The following is a 21,327-nucleotide window of genomic DNA, read 5'->3' as shown; positions in this document are numbered from 1 at the left end:
CAGAACCATAGTCGGATGCACCATGGCTTCTATTGCGAAAAGACGAATGTAGCTTGTCACAATTTCAACCCCGCATATTGGGCAACAGCATTCAGTCGCAGCGACTATTTCGTCCCCCGCCTCGGACTGTCCAACTGGCGCAACAGATTACGTGAACAGGCGGAATACCCGCCCACACGCCATCGTCCGGCCAGTTTTTGGAGAATATGATTACCGATTCGTGAAAATAACACTTGCTTTTCTGAGAGTTTCAATAGCAGCATAGATGTCGGCCGACGGCCTGCCGGTTCACCCGACCGCCCTCGGCCTGCGGGCAATCAGTCCGCAGCCTGTGCTCACTCTCTGGAGAGTCCTATGCCCAACACAGCTACTGCCCCACCGCCCGAGGGCTTCGACAACGACGTGACCGATACCGGGCGGCTGGACGGGGCCTCGCGCTGGCGCGTGTTCTCCGTACTGACGGTGATCGTGCTGTACACCGAAGTCGCACCGCTGCAATACATCATGATCGCGGCGGCGCTGCAGAAGATGGGCGCGACGTTTCCGACGGTCGGCGCCAACCTGAGCTGGGCCGTCATCATCCTCACGCTGGTCGGCGCTTCCGCTACGCCGCTACTGGGCAAAATGAGCGACGTCTGGGGCAAGAAACGGCTGTTTCTGTGCTGCGGCGGACTGTTCATCGCGGGCTGCCTGATCGATGCGCTCACCACCAACTGGACACTGTTCCTGATCGGCCGCGCGCTCCAGGCGTTCGCCATTGCCACACAGGTCATTTCCTATGGCCTGATCCGAGACCTGATGCCGCGCAGGTACGTTCCTGTCGGTCTCGGCCTCGCGGCCGCGGGGCTGGGGTTCTCCGGCGTCCTCGCCCCAGTCATCGGCGGATTCCTGGTCGACCACTTCGACTGGCAAGCCATGTTCTGGTTCCTGGCGATCTTCACCCTGATCATGACCCCGATCGTGATGCTGGTCGTGCCGGAGTCGAAGCTGCGCGTGAAAGAGCGCATCGACCCGATCGGCGCCCTGCTACTGTCCGGCGGCGCCGGACTGACCCTGCTCTATCTCGACAAGGGGCAGGACTGGGGCTGGAGTCGACCGACCACCCTCGCCTGGTTGGTTGCCGGAGTCGTACTCATCGTGCTGTTCTTCGTGGTGGAAAACCGGGTCAGCCGCCCGATCATGGACATGAAACTACTGCGGCACCCGAAGGTCAGCATGGTTTTGCTGATGACCTTCTTCGGCGTCTTCGTCCTCGCCGTGCAGTCCTACGCACTGGGATACATGACTCAGACACCCAGCTCGGATGAGCTGAAAGGGACTGTGGCGCAGGGTGTTGTCGACCAAGCACAGCAAATGACCGGCGCCACGCTGCCGATCTCGGTCGTACGAGTCGCCCTCGAGCCCGGCTACAGCTACGGCAGCGGCTTCTCGCTGTTGCAGTACGCGATCCACCTCGGCATCTGGACCGGCATCGTATCGATGATCTTCGGACCGCTCGGCGGCATCATCGCCCGCCGCACCGGCGCACGCACCCCCGCCATCGTCGCCCTGGTAGTCATGGCCAGCGTCAGCGCGGGCTACGCACTCGCCACCACGTCCTACAGCTGGCTCGTCTTCGCGATCCTCGCCGCGATCTTCGGCATCGGCTTCGGTCTTTTCTACGCCGCCGTACCGATTCTCATGGTCGACGCCGTACCGCAGGAGCAACAGGGCATCGGTCTCGGAATGCTCGGCGTCACCCAGAGCATCGGCTCCGGCGTCGGTATCGCCGTCGTCACCGCGCTGCTCAACAACGGCCCGATCACCGCGCACATCGACGTCATGGGCCGCACCGTCGACCAAACCATCCCTCAGGTATATGCCGACAACGGCTGGGTCATCGGATTCTGGATGGTCACCGCCACCACACTGATCGCCCTGATCGTCGCGCTGTTCATGCGCCACGGCCGCACCCCGGCCACCGGCGGCGCCTAGTACCCGTGGTCGTCCTCGGCGCCCAACTCGTCGCGCCGAGGGCGACCATCCAGAACGACGAAACATCTTTCGCGCCAGCGCATTTGCTGCGGCGCGGCCGGGGAGGCACAACCGCACGCACGTGCTGGCACCACCGGACTCGGCGGGGCATCGAGCGAGGTGCGCTTGCGCCACCTACGCGAGAAACCCATCCTTCGACACCGCGCGTCGAAACCAACCGAAAGGAATTCCGTTGACCAGCAATGGTTTTACTGTTGAGGCCGAATCGGCGGACAGGTTGCCACCCCAGCGCAGCGGCTTGTCGCGACGCGGATTACTGACCGCCGCCGCACTCGGCGCGGCAGCCGTGCCGCTGGTATCCAACACGCCGCCCGCCCAGGCGCGCGCGACGACCGAACGGGCACGCGGCGCGATTCCGCTGACCAGGCAGGACCATCGCGTCATCGTGATCGGCTCCGGGTTCGGCGGCGGTGTGACCGCACTGCGCCTGGCGCAGGCAGGTGTCCCGGTTCTGGTACTCGAGCGTGGCACTCGCTGGCCCACCGGGCCGAACGCCGAAACGTTCCCGCACCCATCGAGTCCCGACAAACGCATGCTGTGGCACCGCTCGGTACCCCAAGTGTTCGGTAAGCCGGTCGGTTTCGAGCCCTACGCGGGACTGCTGGAAACTGTGCTCGGCGAGAACATGACCGCGATCTGCGCCGCGGGTGTCGGCGGTGGCTCGCTCGTCTACCAGGGAATGACCCTGCAACCATCGGAGGCGGTGTTCAATACCGTGCTGCCCGAACAACTCGACTACTCGACGATGGACAGCGTCTACTACCCGCGCGTCGCGCGGATGCTCGGCGCCGCCACCGCGCCCGACGAGTTGATCAACAGCCCCTCCTATCTTCCTGCCAGAGTCTTCGCCCGCAACGTGCAAGCCGCCGGATACCCGCTACAGAAGATCCCCATGCCGATCGACTGGTCATTCGCGATGCGAGAACTCGACGGCGAAATGAAAAAGTCCTACACCAACGGTGACTGCGCACTCGGCGTGAACAACGGCGGCAAACACTCCGTCGACGTCACCTACATCGACCGAGCCGAGGCGACCGGCCTGGCAAGCGTGAGTACTTTGCACGAGGTGACCGACGTCGCGACAACCAAGGACGGTCGCTGGCAGGTCTCGGTGGACCGGACCGACCTCGCGGGTGCGGTGGTCGAACAGAAGATTCTGACCGCTGACGCGGTGGTGATGGCCGCAGGCACGATGAACACGACAAAGCTGCTGCTGCGGTCCGCCGCGAACGGTCATATCCCCGATCTGCCAGACGGATTGGGTTCGGCGTGGGGCAACAACGGCGACCGGATCTACACCTGGACCAGCCTGCGCGACGACTTCGGCGCGGAACAGGGCGGACCCGTCGTCTACGGTAGCGAGGAGTGGGACGATCCCGACACCGCCAATACCGTCATCCAGGCCTCGATACCTCCCGCGGGCGCGGACGTTCGCACGACCATGCTCGTCGGCTTCGGCGTCACCCGTGGCCGAGGACGGATGACCTACGACGCGGCCTCCGATGGTGCGAAGCTGTACTGGCCCGAAGACGCTGACAACGACCTGCAACCGCGCATCGCCGAACGCGTCCACACGATCGCAGGACCGGCCAGCCAGGTCACCGACACCAATGCCATCGCACCGAGCACCTGGCATCCACTCGGCGGCGCCCCGATGGGCTCGGTGTGCGACCTGAACGGGCGCGTCCACGGCAAGCAGGGCCTATATGTCCTGGACGGAGCGCTGATCCCCGGTAATACCGGCGCGTGCAATCCGTCGATGACGATAGCGGCGGTCGCCGAGCGCGCGATCGATCGAATCATCGCCGAGGACGTCGGCGTCGTGTTCTGATCCGAACACCGTACGCACCGGGACGCGGACTGGGTGCGGTTCGGCACCGAGAGGTACCCATGCCGTCCCGTCATCCATGTCGCGCGGACCGACCCGGCGCGAATCCGACGTCGTGACAGCCGGTTTCGTGCTCCCCAATCCCGACCGGCGGTAGGCCCGCGTGGCGGGCCGCGGGCTCGTCATCGCGTTCACCCGAGTCCGTAGACCGGTCAGTTCGCGGCCTGGTCGTCCGCGCCCGGTGTTGCCTTATCGAGGTGGTCGTATGCCAGTAGCGCGACGGACGCACGCCAGATCCCCGCCGAGGTGGTCAGTTCGATACCCGTCAACCGTGCCACACGACGCAACCGGTGGTCGACGGTATTGGGGTGGATGTACAGCCTGCTGGCCGTGCGCTGCCGGTTCATGTCGCTGGCGAGGTAGCTACGCACGGTCTCCAACAGTTCTGGATGCTGGTGGAGCGGGTCGAGGACGGCCGCGATCCGTCGGGTCGCCAATCGACTGCGTGTGAGCTGATATTCGATGTCGAGATCCCGCATGCGATAAAGACCGGGTGGACGACGACCCGACCGCACCAAGGTGAGCAACTCGTGGACCTGGTCCGCCGATTCGGGAATCTGATCGGTATCGCTGATCACCACGGTCGCGGTGAGCGGCACCTGCGCTGCCTCCGACAGTAATGCCAACGTCTCGACGCACACGGTAGCTTCGGCCGCGGCACCGAGCGCGATCAGCAAGGTTCCACCTTCGGGCCCGAGCAGAGCCAGTGCGCGAGGACCGAACACGGCGGCGATCTCCGACCGCAGACGACGCAATTTTCGCCGGGCGGCCATGTCCGAGTCCAGCTCGGCGTCTCGCTCGTCGGGGTGCTCCGGGATCGTCAGCGCCACAACCTCATACGAGTCGGCGATCGCCACGCCGACCCGCCTGGCCGACACCGGGTGGCCGCGATAGCCGAGCAGTGCGGAAGCCACCCCTTCGGTCGCGGATTGATACCGCTCGGTGACCAGGAGCTGTTCGGTGACGTATGCCTCCGACGCCCCCGCGATGATCGCGTTCATCAGCTCGAGCATCAATTCGCCCGCGACCCGCAACTGCTCGACATCGTCCTTCTTCGCGGGCGCCGTGACCATACCGAAGGCGATCCGAGCCCCTTCGTGGCAGGCACGCACGATCGCCGTCAACGGGACACCGTCTCCGGCCCACCGCGTCGCCGCCGCACGGATCGCGCCGAGCTCCGAGGTCGCGGGCACCGCGCCGTGGTCGAGCATGTCGGTGACGAGGACGAGACAACTGTGGATGAGTTGCACCAAATCCTCGCGTAGCTGCTCGACCGGCAGCCCATAGCAGGGCGCGACGTACCGTTCGAAGTAATCGACCACGTCGGCGGTGACCCGATCGGTGTCACGCAGCGGCGTGGCCGCCGCCCGTCCACCGATCAGTAGGACGGGCTCCGACGAACCAGCGAGCAGTTCCATCGGGGAAAATGTCATGACGTGTAGCTCCCGTGCCGTCGCGGGCACGCGATACTCCGCCCGCGTTCGATTCCCCGCGATGCCGATGCGGCGTCGCCGACCGCCGAGCCGCGCCGTCCGGTGTGAACCGGTCGGTGAGTCACCGTGATCCGAGTACTCAAACCTCTGGTCGCCGCCATCCTGGAAATATCATTCTCTGCGGTGGAGAGTATCATATTCACCGGCCGGGCAGCGCAAACCAGGCGCGAGGACATGCACGTCGACCTGCCGCGCGAATCAATACTGGGCGACCGACCGTGACAGTGTGAGCTCGTCCGTTCACGGAGCCGGATGCGGTCGATGCCGCCGAGCCGAACCAGCACTTCACCGGCGGCACCGGCCACCCCTCGATCCACAGTCGAAAATTCCTGCGACACAACGCATAACAACCAGGACTCGGTGCCACCCCACACAGGTGGGGCAGGTGTCTGGTGACACCTGCCCCACCTGTGGGTCGGATTATCGAGTAGTAGGTTCCGACAACCGCTTCCGATCAGCGGCGAATCGGGCTAGCAGGTCAGGTCGGGGGTCTGCTCCGGGTCCAGGGTGTTGAGGATGATCGAGAGCGAACGCTTGGAGTACATCAGGCCGAGGTGCTCGGCGAGATCTGTCTCGCATCCGTCCTGCAGCGTGATGTTCTTGACCGTCGCGCCTTCGCCCGCCTCCAGGAAGGTGGAGTCATACGGGGTGGTGACCTCGTCGTATCGGGATCCGACAATGGTGTAGTCAACGCCGGGCACGGTGTCACCGTTGGCGGTGAGTGCGTTGATGAAATCCGAGCCGACCGTCTGCTGGATACCGGCATGGCCGACAAGCAGTTCCACCGGACCGAGGATGTCGATGCCCAGGTTGTTGATGGCTCGACCGAGAGCGCCGATACCGGCCAGCGTGGTGCCGTGGTTGGTGCCACCGAAGGTGATCTCGTGGTGCACCTTCGCCGCGCCGCCCTCGTTTTCGAGGTACCACAACGACATCGGCCCGCCCTGGGAGTGGCCGACGATATTCACCTTGGCCGCCGTGGTCGCGTCGAGCACCCGATCGACGAAGGTCGCCAGTTGCTTCGACGACTCCTCGATGTATCCGGTGCCGTTGGCGCCGGGAAGCAAGGAACCCACCCCGCCGCCCTGGTCGATGCTCAACTTGCCGTAGTTGAAGGTGAAGACGCAGTAGCCAGCGTCCTTGATGGGCTGACTGATCGCCGCGAAGTTGTTGTAGGCGTTTTCCCACGTGCCGTGCACGAGCACCACCGGCTCGGGATGCGCCTCGGTGGGCTTGCAGGACCAGTCGTTGGCTCCGGGCGGCGCCACGTCGGGATGCGCTGCCCCGTAGGCGAACGCCTCGACGAAGGTGTTTTGCGCTGGCCCGAAACCTTCGGTGTCGGAGGACACCGAACCCTCGCTGGCTGCCACCGCCTCGGCCGTCTTCGGCTCGGCGGACTTGTCCTTCAACCCGTCCTTGATGTAATCGGCGAGCGATTGCTCCTGTTGCGGCTGCTCGGCGGGCGCGGCGTGCGCACCCGCACCGAGCAACCCCGCGGTGAGCAGCGTGACGCCGGCGAAAGCGGCGGTACAAACAGATCGACGGTAAATGCTTCTTCTCATGTCATCCCTTTATGCAGAACCACTGTGTTCATGGGGTGGGGTGCCGGAGCTCACTGACTCCGGCACCCGTGTCCAAAAGCTATGCCCGCACAAGACCATTCGAGGACGGTAGCGACCTTTTCCTCGATATCTCACATGGAACCCCGATGCTGCTAGTGAGTGAATACAGCATGGGATACACCGAGAACTGTTTCGGGCATACAATCGAATCTTTTGGGAGAAGGGCAAATCACACAGACAGGCGTTGAACTGCGATGATGCGAACACCAAGCAGGACATGCACGCATTCTGACGAGGTTTCCACGCGGTCACCCACATTCCGAAAATCAGCGCCGAATGTCATTCGGAATTGTGTTGCACGTAGTGGACTATCCTCGGTAACAATTGTTGGGCGCGCCGATTATCCGGAATACAGCCCGAGAAATAACGCGATTCGCACCGAACACGGAGAGATTCGCTGACTCCACGTCAGACGCGGTTGTGGCGCACCTGGTCGAACGGAACACCACGATCAGCGGCCGGCTCGCGCGGAAAGCCGAGGAGGCGCTCGCTGATCACATTGCGCGCGATCTCGTCGCTTCCGCCACCGAGGGCGACAGTTTGACGCGACAGGAAGCGGTCGCCGACCCCGCGCAGCCCTGCCGCCGACTCGATGACCGCGGCGTCCTCGGTGATCTCGAGCGCGGTGTCCACCTCGAGGAAGGTGACGTCGGAGTGGAACAGTCTGATGATCGAACCGGCGCTGGGTGGGACCGAGCCGTCGGCCATGGCACGCGACACGTGGTCGACCAGGTGGTCGCGCACCAGACGACGGGCCAGGACGCGGCCGATCTTGTCGTGCGCATCCGTGTCGTCGGCGCGACCTGCCCTGCGTAACAAACCGATGAGATCGTGCGCGATCCGCTGTGTCTTCTCCTGGCCCGCGCCGCTGGCGAATTCGGATCCGCCGCCGACCGCGCGACGTTCATGATGCACCTGTCGGCTGGCGACCGCCCAACCGTGGTTCACCTCCCCTACCACCGCCGCATCGGGAAGCACCAGATCGTCGAAGAACTCCTCGCAGAATTCGCGGGAACCGTCCACCTGCTCGATTCGACGCAAGGTCACGCCCGCACTCGCGAGCGGTACGAGGAACATGGTCAGTCCCTCGTGTTTGGGCACCGACCAGTCGGTGCGGGCCAACATCAGGCCATAGTCCGCGGCGAAGGCGCTGGTGCTCCAGGTCTTGGCGCCGTTGACGATCCACTGTCGGTCACGGCGTTCGGCTCGGGTGAGGACACCCGCGAGGTCCGATCCTCCGCTCGGCTCGGACAACAACTGGACCAGCACCTCCTCACCGCGCAGGGCGGCACCGATACGGTCGTGCTTCTGCTGGTCTGTGCCGGCGTCGAGCAGCGTTGCCGCGCAGATCGTGAAGTTCGGTGTGTTGAGGATGAGCGGCATCTCGTACCCGCGGGCCACCACATCGAAGGCTCGCTGGTAGGCATGGTCCAGACCGAGGCCGCCGTACTCACGCGGAAAACAGATGCCGGCGAATCCGCCCGCCCAGAGCAGTTTTTGCAGCTCGCGGGCGCGTTGCCAGGCCAGCTCGTCGCCTCGGCCGGTCGGCGGCGGGTCGTTGTCGTCGAGGCGAGGCATGCGCTGCGACAACCAGATTCGGGCACGGTCGGCGAATTCCTCGACGGTTTCGGTGGCCGCGCGGTCGGCGGGGGCGTTCATACGGTGGCCTCTTCCTCGCGGCGGTACAGCGCTCGATGATGCTCGCTCGGCGTGCCGAGCATCATCCGGTACAGCGTCGCTCGCCGCAGATACAGGTGCAGGTCGTGCTCCCACGTCACGCCGATCCCCCCGTGCAGTTGGATGCATTCCTGGATGGCCCGCGGAACATGTTCGCCGAGATAGGATTTCGCCGCCGAGAGGCACTCGTCGGCATCCGCCCTGCCCGCATCGACGGCGGCGATCGCGGCGCTCGTGACCGCTCGGCACGCGTAGGCCCACATGGTCATATCCGCCAGCCGGTGCTTGAGCGCCTGGTAGGACGCCAACGGACGACCGAAGCTGTAGCGCTCGGTCATCCAGTTCGTCGTCATATCCAGCACCTCGTCCAACAGGCCGACCGTTTCGGCGCACTGCACCGCGATCGCGACGCGACGCTGATGCGCGATCACACTCCGCGCGTCTCGCGCCGTCCCGAGGAGGGCCGTGGCTGGGATCGACACGTTCTCGAACGTCACTCGCGCATAGCGCTTGGTCAGATCGATCGACTCCTGCGGATCGAGCCGAATTCCGGGAGCATCGCGGGGAATCACGAATTGCCGCACCGTCTCGTCGAGTTCGGCGGTGACGAGGAAGACATCGCTGTCCGCGCCTGCCTCGACGCGATCCTTGACGCCTTCGATGCGATATCCCGACTCGATGACGCTCGCGGTGACGCCGCGTGCCGAGTGCGGGTCGAACCGACGCCCCGGCTCGTAGACCGCCCACGAGGCCACGAGGCGACCCGACACCAGCCCTTCGATGAGGGCGGTGTGCGACTCGGGGGCACTGCGCACCAGCCCGGCGAGCACGATATTGACCGGATGCAACGGGCCGGGCGCGACGGCACGGCCGACGCACTCGGCGACCGCCGCCAGGTCCGCCAACGGTCGACCGGACACCGAACCGCCACCGAACTCCTCGGGAACGAGCATGCTGCTCCAGCCGAGTCCTGCGGCCGCACGCCAGTATTCGCGCTCGAACGACGCGCCCGCGGCGTGCAAAGCGCGCGTGGCGCCGGTCGAACCGTGCCGGTCCAAAAACGCCCTGGTGGTCGACAGGAACAACTCGCGCTCGGCCGATGCGGTCGGTGTCATGTGTTCTCCTCGTTGTGCACACCGAAACTACGAACCGCCATGGCCAGCAACGTGTATCCGCCGACCGTGAATACGAGGTCCATGATCTGCTCGGTTCGCAACACCCGCTCGAGACGCTGCCAAGTGGTGGCTTCGAGCGCGCCGTTGTCTACGAGCTCGTCGACGGCCTCCGTCAGCAGTGTGATTGCCGCGTCGGCACCGTCGCCTCGCAGCGGTGCCAGGCGGCTCACTCGCCGCTTTCTCGGACCTGGGTGAAATACCGCATGGTGGGCGGCGGGTCGGTCCGCACGCCTACCGGTTTCGACATCTCCCCGGATTTCAACGCGGCTTGCAGGTTCGCCTTCGCCGTCTCGGCGTCGACGTCCAGTTCGTACACGGTGAGGAACCCGCTGTCGGCGGCCGCTTCCCAACGACGCGCCGCGACGATGCCCTCGACGGCGAGCATCTCGGGGATGTGCACGAGCTCGTGCCACCGGTGGTATTCCTCGAGGACGTCCGCCGAGACCGGGGCGCTTTCGACGATCAGAAGTGCTGTGGTCATGCTCGAACTCCGCTTCGGGTTGTGGGTGATGCCTGGAAAGAACTATTGGATCGGTTCGTCGCCGAGGACTGTGGTGCGCAACATCTCTCGTGGCGACGACGGGTCGTAGGGCGCCGCGCGATGCAGGACGCCTCGGTTGTCCCACATCACGGTGTCGCCGACCGACCACACGTGGCTGTACACGTTCGAGGGCCGAGTCGCACGGTCGAGCAGTCGGGTCAGCAGCGCCCTGCCCTCGTCGACATCCATGCCGACGACGTAGTCGGCGGACGCGCCGAGCACCAATGACCTGCGACCGGACCGATGCGACCACACCAGTGGATGTTCGTGCGTCCTGCGCGCACGCCACCTCGCCAGCTGCTCCGGCGTCGGGTCCGGTGTGACCCGACGCTGCGAGGCCTCCAGCGAGTGCACCACGCGCAACTGGCCGAATCGCTGTTTCTCGTCCTCGTCGAGCGCGTCATAGGCGGCGTACGCACTGGCGAACTCGGTCTCACCGCCGGTCTCGGCGACCTGAACCGCCGACAATACGGTCGCTCGCTGCGGGCAGTCCTCGTTGACCGGAGTGCAGCCGTCGATATGCCAATCGAACGTTGCCCGCAGGTAGGCCGCGGACGCGTTCTTCTTGGCGTCCAAGGAGATCGGGTAGATCCCGGAGACCGGGTGCTGTCCGTCGGTGGAGGTGTCGATCTCACCGAGACCGCGACAGAACTCGACCTGCGGACCGGGCTGGAGTCCGAGGCCACGGAACACCAGAACGCCGTTGTCCTCGAGCGCGGCCAGCAGTGTCGTGCTCAACGAGGTATCGGTGGCAAGACTTTCCTGGTCGACGCCGGTCACCTCGGCGCCGACAGTGTCGGTCAATGGATTGATAGTGAGCACGCTCATAGTCGTGATCCTTTCGAGCCGGTCCTCGGCGGGTGTCGGCGCCCAGGGGTGCCGCATGGTCATGGGGTGGGTTGTCCGACGCGAAAGAGGGTGGCGTCGGCCGCGTCGACGATGGTCGGCTGGCCGAAGATCTCCACGGCCATGGCCACCATGGTCAGCGAATACACCAGGTGCAGCAGGTTCAGTGCGTCGTCGGGGAGGCCGTCGAGGGGAAACTTGTCGCAGTATTCGATCGCTTCTTCCAGGCGGGGAAAGAAGGCATCGTAGAACGCCTGCAACTCGGCCATCGTGCTGGCGGTCCTGCGCTCGTAGCGCTCGGCTTCCGTTGCCAGACACCAGATGTCGGCGAATGGCGCGAATTCGGCGAACGCGGGGGGCAGCGTGGTCGCGGCCATCTCAAACCACCACCCGTTGCGGTTGGTCCTGGTAGGCGCGCACCCAGTCGCCGACCTCCTTATGGAGATGACGCACGAGGATTTCCTGGTCGTTGAGCGGAAACTCGCGCACGATCCCGGTCTCCAACGCCGCCTGGGTGCCGCCGAGCATGCCCGCGTCCTGGAGGGCGAATTCCTTCAGCACCACCGAGGCGACCTCGTGCTCAACGCGTTCGCGCACCGTGCGCGCGGGAGTGAATGCCGTGTACGCCTCGAAGCGATGGGTGTTGTGCGAGGTCGGCCAGTACCGGTACAGCAGATACCAACCGCCGTAGATGAGAATCTCGAGATTCGGGAAGATCTGGAAGTTGCTGATCCCCCACGGGTCGATATTTCCCGGATTCAGCCCGGCGGGCAGGGGCCCGATATCCGGTGTCTCCCAAGGCCCGACGAGACCGCTGCGCGTCGCACGCTCGATCGGATACATGTATTCGGCCGGGAGTGTCCACCGTCGCGCGCCCGCGGTGGAGACCACCCGATGCGGGCCGTCGATCTGGAAGTGCGCGCAAGTGAACTCCGCATTGGGCACGCGCACTGCCGAGGGCACCTGCTGGGCGTGTAACGAGGGAACGTGGTAGTACTCCTGGAACGCGTCGGCGAAGATCTTCCAGTTGCTGTTGTTGTCGGCGACGAAATCGTAACGCTCGGTGAGCTTCTCGAATGGGTACCCGTCGAGGGCGGTGACCATCGGCCCGAGAAAGTCACGCAGACTCTGCCTCGGTTCGTGATCGACGTTGACGAACACGAATCCGTTCCAGATGTCGCAATGTACCGCGCGCAGTTCGGCGCGTTCGGGTCCGCCGTCCTGGTCGACCGTGCCGTCGAGTCGGTATCGCCAGCGATGGCATCGGCAGCGAAAATGGCCGACGTTTCCGGTGGTTTCCGCGTCGAAGTGGTCTTTCCACACCAGTTTGGTGCCGTGCGGGCACACATTGTGGAACGCGCGAATCCGACCGTCCTCGCCGCGCACCAGCAGCAAGGACGATTCGGCCGAGGGAATCTCCCTGGTCATGAAATCACCGGGGGCCGAAAGCTCTTCGACCCGAGCGAGATTGAGCCAGGCGCGCCGAAAGATCGCTTCGCATTCGAGCGCGTAGAACTCGGGAGACACCGAGTCGTGGAACGAAATCGGTCCCGTACCCAGGTGCGGATAGTGCTCGGTCCAACTTCCTTCGGCTGGTTTCGGCCAGTTCGTAGCCATGTGAACTCCTGTCGATGCGATGTGTCCGGTAGTGCCCGACTACATGACGGACCCGCCGTTGACGCCGAGGGTCTGGCCGGTGACGAAACCGGCTTCGTCCGAGCTGAGATACCCCACGGCGGCGGCGATATCGGTCCCGCTGCCCAGGTATCCGAGCGGAATAGCCTGCGCCATAACCTCATTGGGAGGCAGATCACCGGTCGCCTGCGACTGGTGCTGCATCGGTGTTTCGATGCCGGAGGGCGGAATGTTGTTCACCGTGATGCCGCGGGAGGCGAATTCCCGTGCGAGCGACTTGGTCAGCGTCAGTACCGCACCCTTGGCGGCGGCGTAATGTGCCATCCCCGGCGATCCGCGTTGACCGCTCGATGACGAGATCAGCACGATCCGCCCCCAGCCCGCGGCGATCATGTCCGGCAGCGCGGCCTGGCAGCAGTGGAAGGTGCCGGTCAGATTCACCTCCACGATCCGGTGCCACTGCTGGGCGGTGATCTCGAGAAACGGTGCGAACCCGACCGCCCCGGCACTGGTCACGAGGATCTCGAGGGGGCCGAGTCGTTCTCGCACGGTCGCGTATCCCGCCTCGACGCCGGCACGGTCGGTGACGTCGACCCGCAGGCCCACCGCCACCGCACCCTTTCCGCGCAGCTGTTCGGCGACTCGCTCGGCGGCGGTGCCGTCGATATCGAGCACGGCGACTCGATGACCTCGGGCGGCGAGTTCGTGACAGGTCGCCTCACCCATCCCCGACCCGCCGCCGGTGACCACCGCTACCCGAGACATGTGTGCATCCTGCTCGCCGTCACGTTCGTCCGTCCTATTCGTAGCTGACATGTACCGTCGGACTCGTCGGCAGCGACTGGCAGGTCAAAACCCACCCTTCGGCTACTTCGTCGTCGTCGAGTACGTCGTTGTTGACCATGCGCGCGGAACCGATGCGCAGCCGTGCCATACACGTTCCGCAGGAACCGGTTTCGCATGAGGAGGGTGCGCGCAGGCCCGCCGATCGTGCGGTCTGCAACAGGGTGCTCCCGCGACGGTAGGCGACCGTCACCTTCTGCCTGCCCAACCGAATCGTCACCTCCTCGGTCGTTGGCGTCGCCACACTCGAAACCTCTTCGGGCGGGGGGATTTCGGCGGTCTCGAACCGTTCGAGGTGTACCGACCTCGGGTCCGCGTCGATGACCGCCTCCTCGGCGACGTCCATGAACTTTCGCGGCCCGCAGATGTAGAAGTCGGCGCCAGCGCAGCCGTCGAGAACGGACACAATCTGGTCCCTGGTCAACAATCCCGAGTCGACGTCGAGATGGTGACCTACCTCGAGCCGGTCGCCGAACAGCTCCGCCAGGTCGTCGAGCTCGTCGCGGAAGATGATCGAGTCCCGATCGCGATTGGCGTACAACAGCTTCAGCCGTCGGTCGGTGGTGTGCAGTGCGGTGCGGATCAACGACAGAATCGGCGTGATGCCGCTACCACCCGCGAGCGCCACCAGTGGCGCGTCGGACAACGGGTCGAGCACGAAACGACCTTCCGGCGCACGCACATTCAGGACATCGCCCGCGCGCGCGTTGTCGTTGATCCAGTTCGACACCGGGCCGCCGATACTGCGCTTCACGGTAATCCGCAGCCCTTTGTCCACCGAGGGCGCCGACGACATCGAATAGCACCGGCGATACCACTGCGCGCCGATCGGTACCGACACCGTGATGAATTGGCCGGCTCGATAGTCGAATCCCTCGGCGACCGAAGCGAGATCCAGTGTCAGCGAGACCGCGTCCACAGTCTCGCGGGTGACGGTGCGTATCGGCACCGGCACGAAGCCGTCGGTCACATCGACCGCGCCAATCGCCTCGCGCCCTGCGGATTCGGTGGCTCCGCTCGCCTGCTCGCTCGTCATCCACCTCAATATATCAAGTAGTTGTCATACATATCAAGTAGTAGACATAGGCGGAATCGCGGACGAAATGTCTTAGAGCACTGGCTATTTCGACGAAGGGGTGGTCAGCTGTCGAGCGGGGGGCGATCGGTGAAGCGCTTGTTCCCCGTGCCCTGCTCGATCACCTTGCCGAGCAACTCACGCAACGTGCGCTGTTCCTCGGCGTCCAAGACACCGAAGACCCGCTCGTGCACGAGCAAGGCGTCCTCCACGACCGCCGCGGCGACGTCGCGGCCCGTGTCGGTGAGATAGGCCTGCAACACCCGGCCCCGATGCGGATCCTGCTTACGCACCACGAGACCGCGGCGCTCGAGCGAGGTCAACGCCATCTGCGCGGCCTGCGGAGTGATCGTGAGCCGGCGAGCCAGCTCCGCGCCCGAAAGGCCGGACTCGTTGGCCAGCTGCCGGAGCACACCGATCTGCGCGGTGCTCACACCGTGCGGCTCCATCGCATCGTTGACCGTGGTCAGCGAGTAATAGAACGCCTGTTTGAGCAACCACAGGATATTGTCGGTCAGCTCCACGTCGCCCTCCGCCTTCAAGCCTGCCGATTCGTCGCCCGACACGGCAGGGGTCCGTTCCCGCTCAACGGTAACCCACCAGCGGACGCAGGCGACCACGCGTCGCTCGACCGGTACTCCACGGTCACGGCCGCTTGTGCACGCGACCGTTCTTCATCACGAACTCGACCTGCTCGGTGCGGCGGATATCGGTCGAGACGTCTCCCGGTACGGCGACGATGTCGGCGAGGTAGCCGGGAGCGAGACGACCGAGCTCGTCGTCCGCGTCGATCAGCTCGGCGCTCACCTTCGTCGCCGCCCCGATCGCCTGTAGTGGTGTCATGCCGCGCTCGACCAGCGCCACGAGCTCCTTCGCGTTCTGCCCGTGTGGGATCGCGGGCGCGTCGGTGCCGCACGCGATCCGCACACCGGCCGCGACGGCCTTCGGCAGCATGGATTTCGCACGCGGGAACACCTCCTCGGCCTTCTTGCGCAGCTCGGGCGCCACGCGGTCGACGGCGAGGGCGTCGGTCAGATAGGTGGTCGACACCAGGAACGTCCCGTGGTCGACCATCATCTGGAGCGTCTCGTCGGTGGCGAGGAAGCCGTGCTCGACGCAGTCGATTCCCGCGCGGATACACGCGCGAATCGCGCTGTCGCCCACGGCATGCGCCGCGACCCGCACGCCAGCTCGGTGCGCTTCGTCGGCGATCGCGGCGAATTCCTCATCCGAGTACTGCTGAGAACCGGGCGGCGTGCTGTGCGACATCACGCCGCCGGACGCGGACACCTTGATCAACTCCGCACCGTGCCGGATCTGGTAACGCACGCAGGCGCGCACCTGCGAGACACCGTTGGCGATTCCCTCCGCGACACTCAGCGGCATCACCCCCGGTGCGAGCCGCTGAAACACCGTGGGATCGAGGTGACCACCGTAGGGCGTCACCGCGTGGCCCGCGGGGTAGATCCGCGGCCCTACGTTCCACCCTTGGTCGACAGCACGTTTGAGCGCCACGTCGAGCAGGTATCCCCCGGTCTTGACCATGAGTCCCAGATTGCGCACGGTCGTGAATCCCGCGTGCAGCGTGGTCGCGGCATTGACCGCGCCGCGCAGCGTTCGGTACGAGGGGTCGTCCTGCACGCCGTGCATCGGCGTCGGCAAACCCTCCGGGCCACCGGGCCCGCCGATGAACAAGTTGATCTCCATATCCATCAGGCCGGGCAATAGCGTCGAGTCCCCCAGGTCGATGACCTCCTCGGCCTCGGGCACAACCTCCGGGTTCACGGCGGTGATCCGCTCGCCGTCGACCACGATGACGGCCGGTGTTCGCACGACCCCGGCGACGACGTCGATCCACCGCGCCGCCTTCAGCACGATCACGCCGCTCACGGGACCGGCTCGCTGACACAGTCCAGCCACGTCGCGCCGGAATCGGGAACCCTTGGCTGGCTCCAGCATTCGACCGAGAACGACACCGTGATCATCGAATACAACAGATGCATCAAGTTCAGCACCTCGTCGGGCAGGTCATCGAGGGGAAACTTGTCGCAATAGGCGAGCGCGTCCTCGGCGCGCGCGGTGATCGCGTCGTAGAAGGCTTGGATCTCGGCCATGTCGCTACCCAACCGCTTGGCATACCGCTGTGCCTCGGTGGACAAGCACCAGTCCGTGAATGGCCGCAGGTCGGCGAACGCGGCGGGCAGATCGCGGTCGTGCGTGGCGCCGTAGCGCTTTTCGTCGTTGGTCATGGTGTCACCGCATTCTCGCGCTCGTGCCGGGCTATCCAGTGCGCCGTCTCTCGGTGCAGATGGCGCAGCAACACCTCTTGGTCGTTGAGCACGAAGCGGTCGACCGCGCGAGACTCGATCATCGACTGCGTGGCCTCCAGGGTGTTCGCGTCCTGCAATCCGAACTCCTTGAAGGAGGCGGCGGCCAACTCCTGGCCGACACGCTCTCGCGCGGAACGAGGTGCGGGGAAATAGAGCGTTCCCTCGAAGACGTGCGTGTTATACGACGTAGGCCAGTAGTGATAGGTGAGATACCAGCCCTGGCCCCACACCAGGATCGTGAAATTGGGGAACAGCTGGAACGAATCCAGGCCCCATGGATCACACTTCGCCGGATTGAGCCCCGGCGGCATCGGGCCGAGGTCCTGCTTGTCCCATGGACCGAAAAGCCCGCTCTGGCAGATATCTTCGATCGGCTTGCGCATCTCGGGCGACATCTCCCACGCTCGAACGCCCGAGGTACTCACCATGCGATGCGGGCCGTCGATCCGATAGTGCGGCGCCTCGAATCCGGCCTCCGCGGCGGCCTTCGAATACTGTGCGGGCGATTGGTTCGCATGCAGTACGGGCGCGTGATAGAACTCCTGGAACGCGTCCATGTACAGCTTCCAGTTGGCTTTCACCTCGGACCGGTACTTGAAGCTCGAGGTCATTCGCTCGAAGGGATAACCCTCGAGCCCGGTGACCATCGGCCCGAGGAACTCACGCAGTGATTGCTCCGGCTCCTGCGCGAAGTTCACGAAGATGAACCCCTCCCACACCTCACAGTGCACGGACACCAATCCGTAGCGTTCCTTGTCCAGATCGAAGAATTCGCTTTCCTGCTGCACGTGCGTCAGAGCGCCGTCCAGGTTGTATCGCCACGCGTGGTATTTGCAGGTGAACTGACGACAGGTGCCGCTCGACTCCGCGCGCGGGTCGTCGTCCCACACGAGCTTGTTGCCTCGGTGTCGACAAATGTTGTGGTGGGCCTTGATCGCACCCCCGCGCGTGCGCACCACGATGATCGAGGTGTTCGCCGCGGCAAGCTCTTTGGTGAAGTAACTGCCGGTGCGCGGCAGGCTCTCGATACGACCGACGTTGAGCCAGGCGCGGGTGAAGATCGCCGCCCGCTCGAGTTCGTACACCTCGGGACTGATGGAATCTTCGTAAGAGACCGGGTCGGTGCCGAGGTCGGGGTAATGCTCGGTCCAACTACCTGCTGGTGGCTTGGGAAAGCGGGGCATATCGGCTCCTGTCGCTTCGGTGACAACCGCACTGCCGGATCGAACAGGCAGCGAGCAGATCCGCCAATAATCCACGTACCCTTGCTCTTTCGAGCCACATGCCAATCCCTGCACAGCGACGGTAGCTGCTTCTACCCGTAATCACAAGTAGTTGATATAGTGGCCTCGGTACCAACCCACAAGGAGGTGGCACGTGTACCGAAACGATGCCGTATTCGTGGGCGGCGCCTGGTCGCGCTCCACCGGCGAGACGAGCCTCGAGGTGATCTCACCCCACACCGAGCAGGCGATCGCTCGGGTCGCGGCCGCGACGGAGCCCGACATCGACGCCGCTGTCCTGGCGGCACGGGAAGCGATCACCGTCGGCCCTTGGGCCCGAACGAGTCCCGCCGAACGCATCACCGCGGTACGGAGTCTGGCCACCAGCTACGAATCGCGTCAGCCCGACATCGCCCGCGCGATCACCGAGTCGATCGGCGCACCCGCGGCCTTCGCACGCCGCGCGCAGGTCGGCCTGCCATTGATGATGATGCGCGCGTTCTGCGATGTCGCGCAGCACGTGCCGTGGCGGGAAGAACGAATCGGCCTGTACGGAAAGACCATTCACCTGCGCCGCGAGCCGGTCGGGGTGGTGGCCGCGGTCGTCGCGTGGAACATGCCGCAGTTTCTGATCATCACCAAACTCGTCCCCGCTCTGCTGGCCGGATGCTCCGTCGTGGTCAAACCCGCGCAGGAAGCGCCGCTGGACGCACTGCTGTTGGCGGAAGCCATCGCGGATTCGGACCTACCGCCCGGCGTGGTGAGCGTTCTGAACGGCGACGCCTCCGTCGGTCGACACCTCGTCGCCCATCCCGGCGTAGACAAAGTGTCGTTCACCGGGTCCACGGCGGCCGGAAAAGCGGTCGCGGCGGCGTGCGCGCCGAACTTGACCAGAGTCGGCCTCGAATTGGGCGGCAAGTCCGCGGCGATCGTCTTGGCCGACGCCGACCCGGAGAATGTGGCCTCGGGGATACGGACGGCCAGCCTGTCCAACAGCGGACAAATCTGTAACGCGTTGACGCGCATTCTCGTTCCGGCCGCACGGCAGCACGAATACATCGACGCCCTCGCCGCGGAAATGGCCGGCCTCACCATCGGTGACCCCGCACTCGATGAGACCCAGGTCGGCCCGCTGGTCACCCGTCGACAGCAGCGGCGCGTCCGCGAATACATCGACAGCGCTCACGCCGAAGGTGCCCGCGCGGTGCTCGGCGGCAGCGATATGCCGCCCGGTATCGATCGCGGTTGGTACGTGCGCCCCACCCTGTTCGCCGAGGTACACAACAGCATGCGGATAGCCCGCGAGGAGATCTTCGGACCGGTGCTGTCGGTGATCGCCTATCGAGACACCGACGAGGCTATCGATATCGCGAACGACTCGGACTACGGCCTGGCGGGTTCGGTGTGGACCGGCGACATCGACCAGGGTCTGGCCGTCGCCGACCGCGTGCGCACCGGAACCTTCGGTGTCAACGAGGGATACACGATGGACCCCCTCGCCCCGTTCGGCGGCGTCAAGGCCAGCGGCTACGGGCGAGAACTCGGCCGAGAAGGCATCGAGGGCTATCTCGACACCAAATCCGTTTCGGTCGATACGCCACCGATCCGACAGCCCATTCCGCACAATCGCACGCATCACCACCAGTAAGGACAGTCCATGACCGAGATCGAATCCGTCGACTTCTTCACCGACCAATCACTCATCGCCGATCCCTACCCGTACTTCGACGCCCTGCGCGCGAAATGTCCCGTGCTGCACACCGATGCCTACGGCGTTGTCGCGGTCACCGGGCACGAGGAAGCGGCGGCCGTATACAAAGACCCCGATACCTTCTCCTCCGCCATCTCCGTCGGCGGCCCCTTCCCACCGCTACCCTTCACACCCGAAGGCGACGACATCAGCGACTTGCTTGCCCAACATCGGGATTCGATGCCCATGAGCGAGCACATGATCACCATGGACCCACCGCAACACCAATACGCCCGATCGCTGCTCACCCGCCTGATCACCCCGCGTCGACTGAAGGAGAACGAGCAGTTCGTCTGGCGCCTCGCCGACGAGCAACTCGACGAGTTCATCGACCGAGGTCGCTCCGAGTTCCTCGAGGACTACGCCAAGCCGTTCTCGCTGCTGGTGATCGCGGACCTGCTCGGTGTCCCAGAGGAAGACCACGACGAATTCCGACTCGTCCTCGGCGGAAAACCACGTCCGGGAGCCCGCGTCGGATCACTGGAAAAGGAAGCCCTCGACCACAATCCGCTCCAATGGCTCGACGACAAGTTCAGCACCTACCTCGAAGAGCGCCGCGCACATCCGCGCGAAGATGTCCTCACCGGCCTCGCCACGGCCAACTACCCCGACGGATCCGTACCCCCGATTCCCGAGGTGGTGCGTTCGGCGACATTCTTGTTCGCCGCCGGGCAGGAGACCACCACCAAGCTGCTCACGGCCGCGGTTCGTGTCCTGGCCGAAAATCCCGACATCGTGGAACAACTCGACGCCGACCGCAGCCTGATCGGCGACTTCGTCGAGGAGATGCTGCGCATGGAAAGCCCCGTGAAGAGCGACTTCCGCCTCGTCCGAAAGTCGACCACCCTCGGTGGCGTCGACATCGCCGCCGGCACAACGCTCATGGTCTGCCCCGGCGCCGTCAACCGGGACCCTCGACGATTCGACAACCCCCATCAGGTACGCGTAGACCGCGACAATGTCCGCGACCACATCGCCTTCGGCCGCGGCCCGCACACCTGCCCCGGCGGCCCGCTCGCCCGCGTCGAAGGACGGGTCACCATCGAACGACTCCTCGACCGCCTCCGCAACCTCCGTATCGACGAAGACAAGCACGGCCCCGCCGACGCCCGCACCTACGGCTACGAACCGACCTACATCCTGCGGGGAATGACCGATCTGCACATCGTCTTCGACAAGGCCGATTGAGTAACGG

The 21,327-nt window shown here is 64.9% G+C and carries 19 protein-coding genes; 4 read left to right on the top strand and 15 right to left on the bottom strand.

What is annotated here, in order from left to right; genetic code table 11:
• Positions 1–354: 354 nt before the first annotated feature.
• Positions 355–1,974, top strand: a complete 1,620-nt coding sequence (locus ABEA50_RS21825) for an MFS transporter (protein ID WP_345497489.1) — start codon at positions 355–357, stop codon at positions 1,972–1,974.
• A 277-nt stretch (positions 1,975–2,251) separates the two neighbouring features.
• Entirely contained in the window at positions 2,252–3,865 is a 1,614-nt protein-coding gene (locus tag ABEA50_RS21820; protein WP_459077166.1) for a GMC oxidoreductase, read from the top strand.
• Positions 3,866–4,074: 209 nt separating this feature from the next.
• Here ABEA50_RS21820 and ABEA50_RS21815 read toward each other — a convergent pair whose 3' ends face one another.
• From ABEA50_RS21815 to ABEA50_RS21745, 15 genes are all read right to left on the bottom strand, one after another.
• Positions 4,075–5,340, bottom strand: coding sequence for a PucR family transcriptional regulator (locus tag ABEA50_RS21815; protein ID WP_345497488.1), 1,266 nt, complete (start codon positions 5,338–5,340; stop codon positions 4,075–4,077).
• A gap of 545 nt (positions 5,341–5,885) precedes the next feature.
• A complete protein-coding gene (locus ABEA50_RS21810; RefSeq protein ID WP_345497487.1) occupies positions 5,886–6,977 on the bottom strand; it encodes an esterase/lipase family protein in 1,092 nt (363 codons plus the stop codon).
• A 468-nt stretch (positions 6,978–7,445) separates the two neighbouring features.
• On the bottom strand, positions 7,446–8,696 hold the full coding sequence (locus tag ABEA50_RS21805; protein ID WP_345497486.1) for an acyl-CoA dehydrogenase family protein: 1,251 nt from the start codon (positions 8,694–8,696) through the stop codon (positions 7,446–7,448).
• On the bottom strand, positions 8,693–9,829 hold the full coding sequence (locus tag ABEA50_RS21800; protein WP_345497484.1) for an acyl-CoA dehydrogenase family protein: 1,137 nt from the start codon (positions 9,827–9,829) through the stop codon (positions 8,693–8,695). Before ABEA50_RS21800 ends, ABEA50_RS21805 begins: the two co-directional genes overlap by 4 nt.
• Positions 9,826–10,059, bottom strand: coding sequence for a hypothetical protein (locus tag ABEA50_RS21795; protein WP_345497483.1), 234 nt, complete (start codon positions 10,057–10,059; stop codon positions 9,826–9,828). The genes ABEA50_RS21800 and ABEA50_RS21795 overlap by 4 nt, the downstream gene beginning before the upstream one ends.
• Positions 10,056–10,370, bottom strand: coding sequence for a hypothetical protein (locus ABEA50_RS21790; RefSeq protein ID WP_345497482.1), 315 nt, complete (start codon positions 10,368–10,370; stop codon positions 10,056–10,058). The genes ABEA50_RS21795 and ABEA50_RS21790 overlap by 4 nt, the downstream gene beginning before the upstream one ends.
• A gap of 42 nt (positions 10,371–10,412) precedes the next feature.
• On the bottom strand, positions 10,413–11,258 hold the full coding sequence (locus ABEA50_RS21785; RefSeq protein WP_345497480.1) for a TauD/TfdA dioxygenase family protein: 846 nt from the start codon (positions 11,256–11,258) through the stop codon (positions 10,413–10,415).
• A gap of 59 nt (positions 11,259–11,317) precedes the next feature.
• Positions 11,318–11,653 (bottom strand): hypothetical protein, encoded by a 336-nt coding sequence (locus tag ABEA50_RS21780; RefSeq protein ID WP_345497479.1) that lies wholly within the window; start codon positions 11,651–11,653, stop codon positions 11,318–11,320.
• A 1-nt stretch (position 11,654) separates the two neighbouring features.
• Entirely contained in the window at positions 11,655–12,893 is a 1,239-nt protein-coding gene (locus tag ABEA50_RS21775; protein WP_345497477.1) for an aromatic ring-hydroxylating oxygenase subunit alpha, read from the bottom strand.
• A gap of 39 nt (positions 12,894–12,932) precedes the next feature.
• On the bottom strand, positions 12,933–13,676 hold the full coding sequence (locus ABEA50_RS21770; protein ID WP_345497475.1) for an SDR family NAD(P)-dependent oxidoreductase: 744 nt from the start codon (positions 13,674–13,676) through the stop codon (positions 12,933–12,935).
• Between the two features lie 34 nt (positions 13,677–13,710).
• Positions 13,711–14,790 (bottom strand): ferredoxin--NADP reductase, encoded by a 1,080-nt coding sequence (locus ABEA50_RS21765; protein WP_345497474.1) that lies wholly within the window; start codon positions 14,788–14,790, stop codon positions 13,711–13,713.
• 104 nt (positions 14,791–14,894) lie between these two features.
• Positions 14,895–15,353: a MarR family winged helix-turn-helix transcriptional regulator gene (locus ABEA50_RS21760; RefSeq protein ID WP_345497709.1), complete on the bottom strand. Its 459-nt coding sequence runs from the start codon at positions 15,351–15,353 to the stop codon at positions 14,895–14,897.
• Between the two features lie 121 nt (positions 15,354–15,474).
• On the bottom strand, positions 15,475–16,719 hold the full coding sequence (locus tag ABEA50_RS21755) for a metal-dependent hydrolase family protein (protein WP_345497473.1): 1,245 nt from the start codon (positions 16,717–16,719) through the stop codon (positions 15,475–15,477).
• The gene (locus ABEA50_RS21750; protein ID WP_345497472.1) at positions 16,716–17,078 is read right to left on the bottom strand and encodes a hypothetical protein; all 363 of its coding nucleotides are present in this window, start codon (positions 17,076–17,078) and stop codon (positions 16,716–16,718) included. The genes ABEA50_RS21755 and ABEA50_RS21750 overlap by 4 nt, the downstream gene beginning before the upstream one ends.
• Positions 17,075–18,343 (bottom strand): aromatic ring-hydroxylating oxygenase subunit alpha, encoded by a 1,269-nt coding sequence (locus ABEA50_RS21745; RefSeq protein ID WP_345497470.1) that lies wholly within the window; start codon positions 18,341–18,343, stop codon positions 17,075–17,077. The genes ABEA50_RS21750 and ABEA50_RS21745 overlap by 4 nt, the downstream gene beginning before the upstream one ends.
• Before the next feature lie 217 nt (positions 18,344–18,560).
• On the opposite strand from ABEA50_RS21745, the gene ABEA50_RS21740 reads away from it, so the two are divergent.
• Together ABEA50_RS21740 and ABEA50_RS21735 are read left to right on the top strand one after the other, a co-directional pair.
• Positions 18,561–20,030, top strand: a complete 1,470-nt coding sequence (locus tag ABEA50_RS21740) for an aldehyde dehydrogenase (RefSeq protein WP_345497708.1) — start codon at positions 18,561–18,563, stop codon at positions 20,028–20,030.
• A 9-nt stretch (positions 20,031–20,039) separates the two neighbouring features.
• Positions 20,040–21,320, top strand: coding sequence for a cytochrome P450 (locus tag ABEA50_RS21735; protein ID WP_345497469.1), 1,281 nt, complete (start codon positions 20,040–20,042; stop codon positions 21,318–21,320).
• Positions 21,321–21,327: the final 7 nt, after the last annotated feature.

Source organism: Nocardia callitridis (assembly GCF_039543305.1).
Classification (GTDB): domain Bacteria; phylum Actinomycetota; class Actinomycetes; order Mycobacteriales; family Mycobacteriaceae; genus Nocardia; species Nocardia callitridis.
This window is presented reverse-complemented; position numbering and strand designations above follow the sequence as displayed.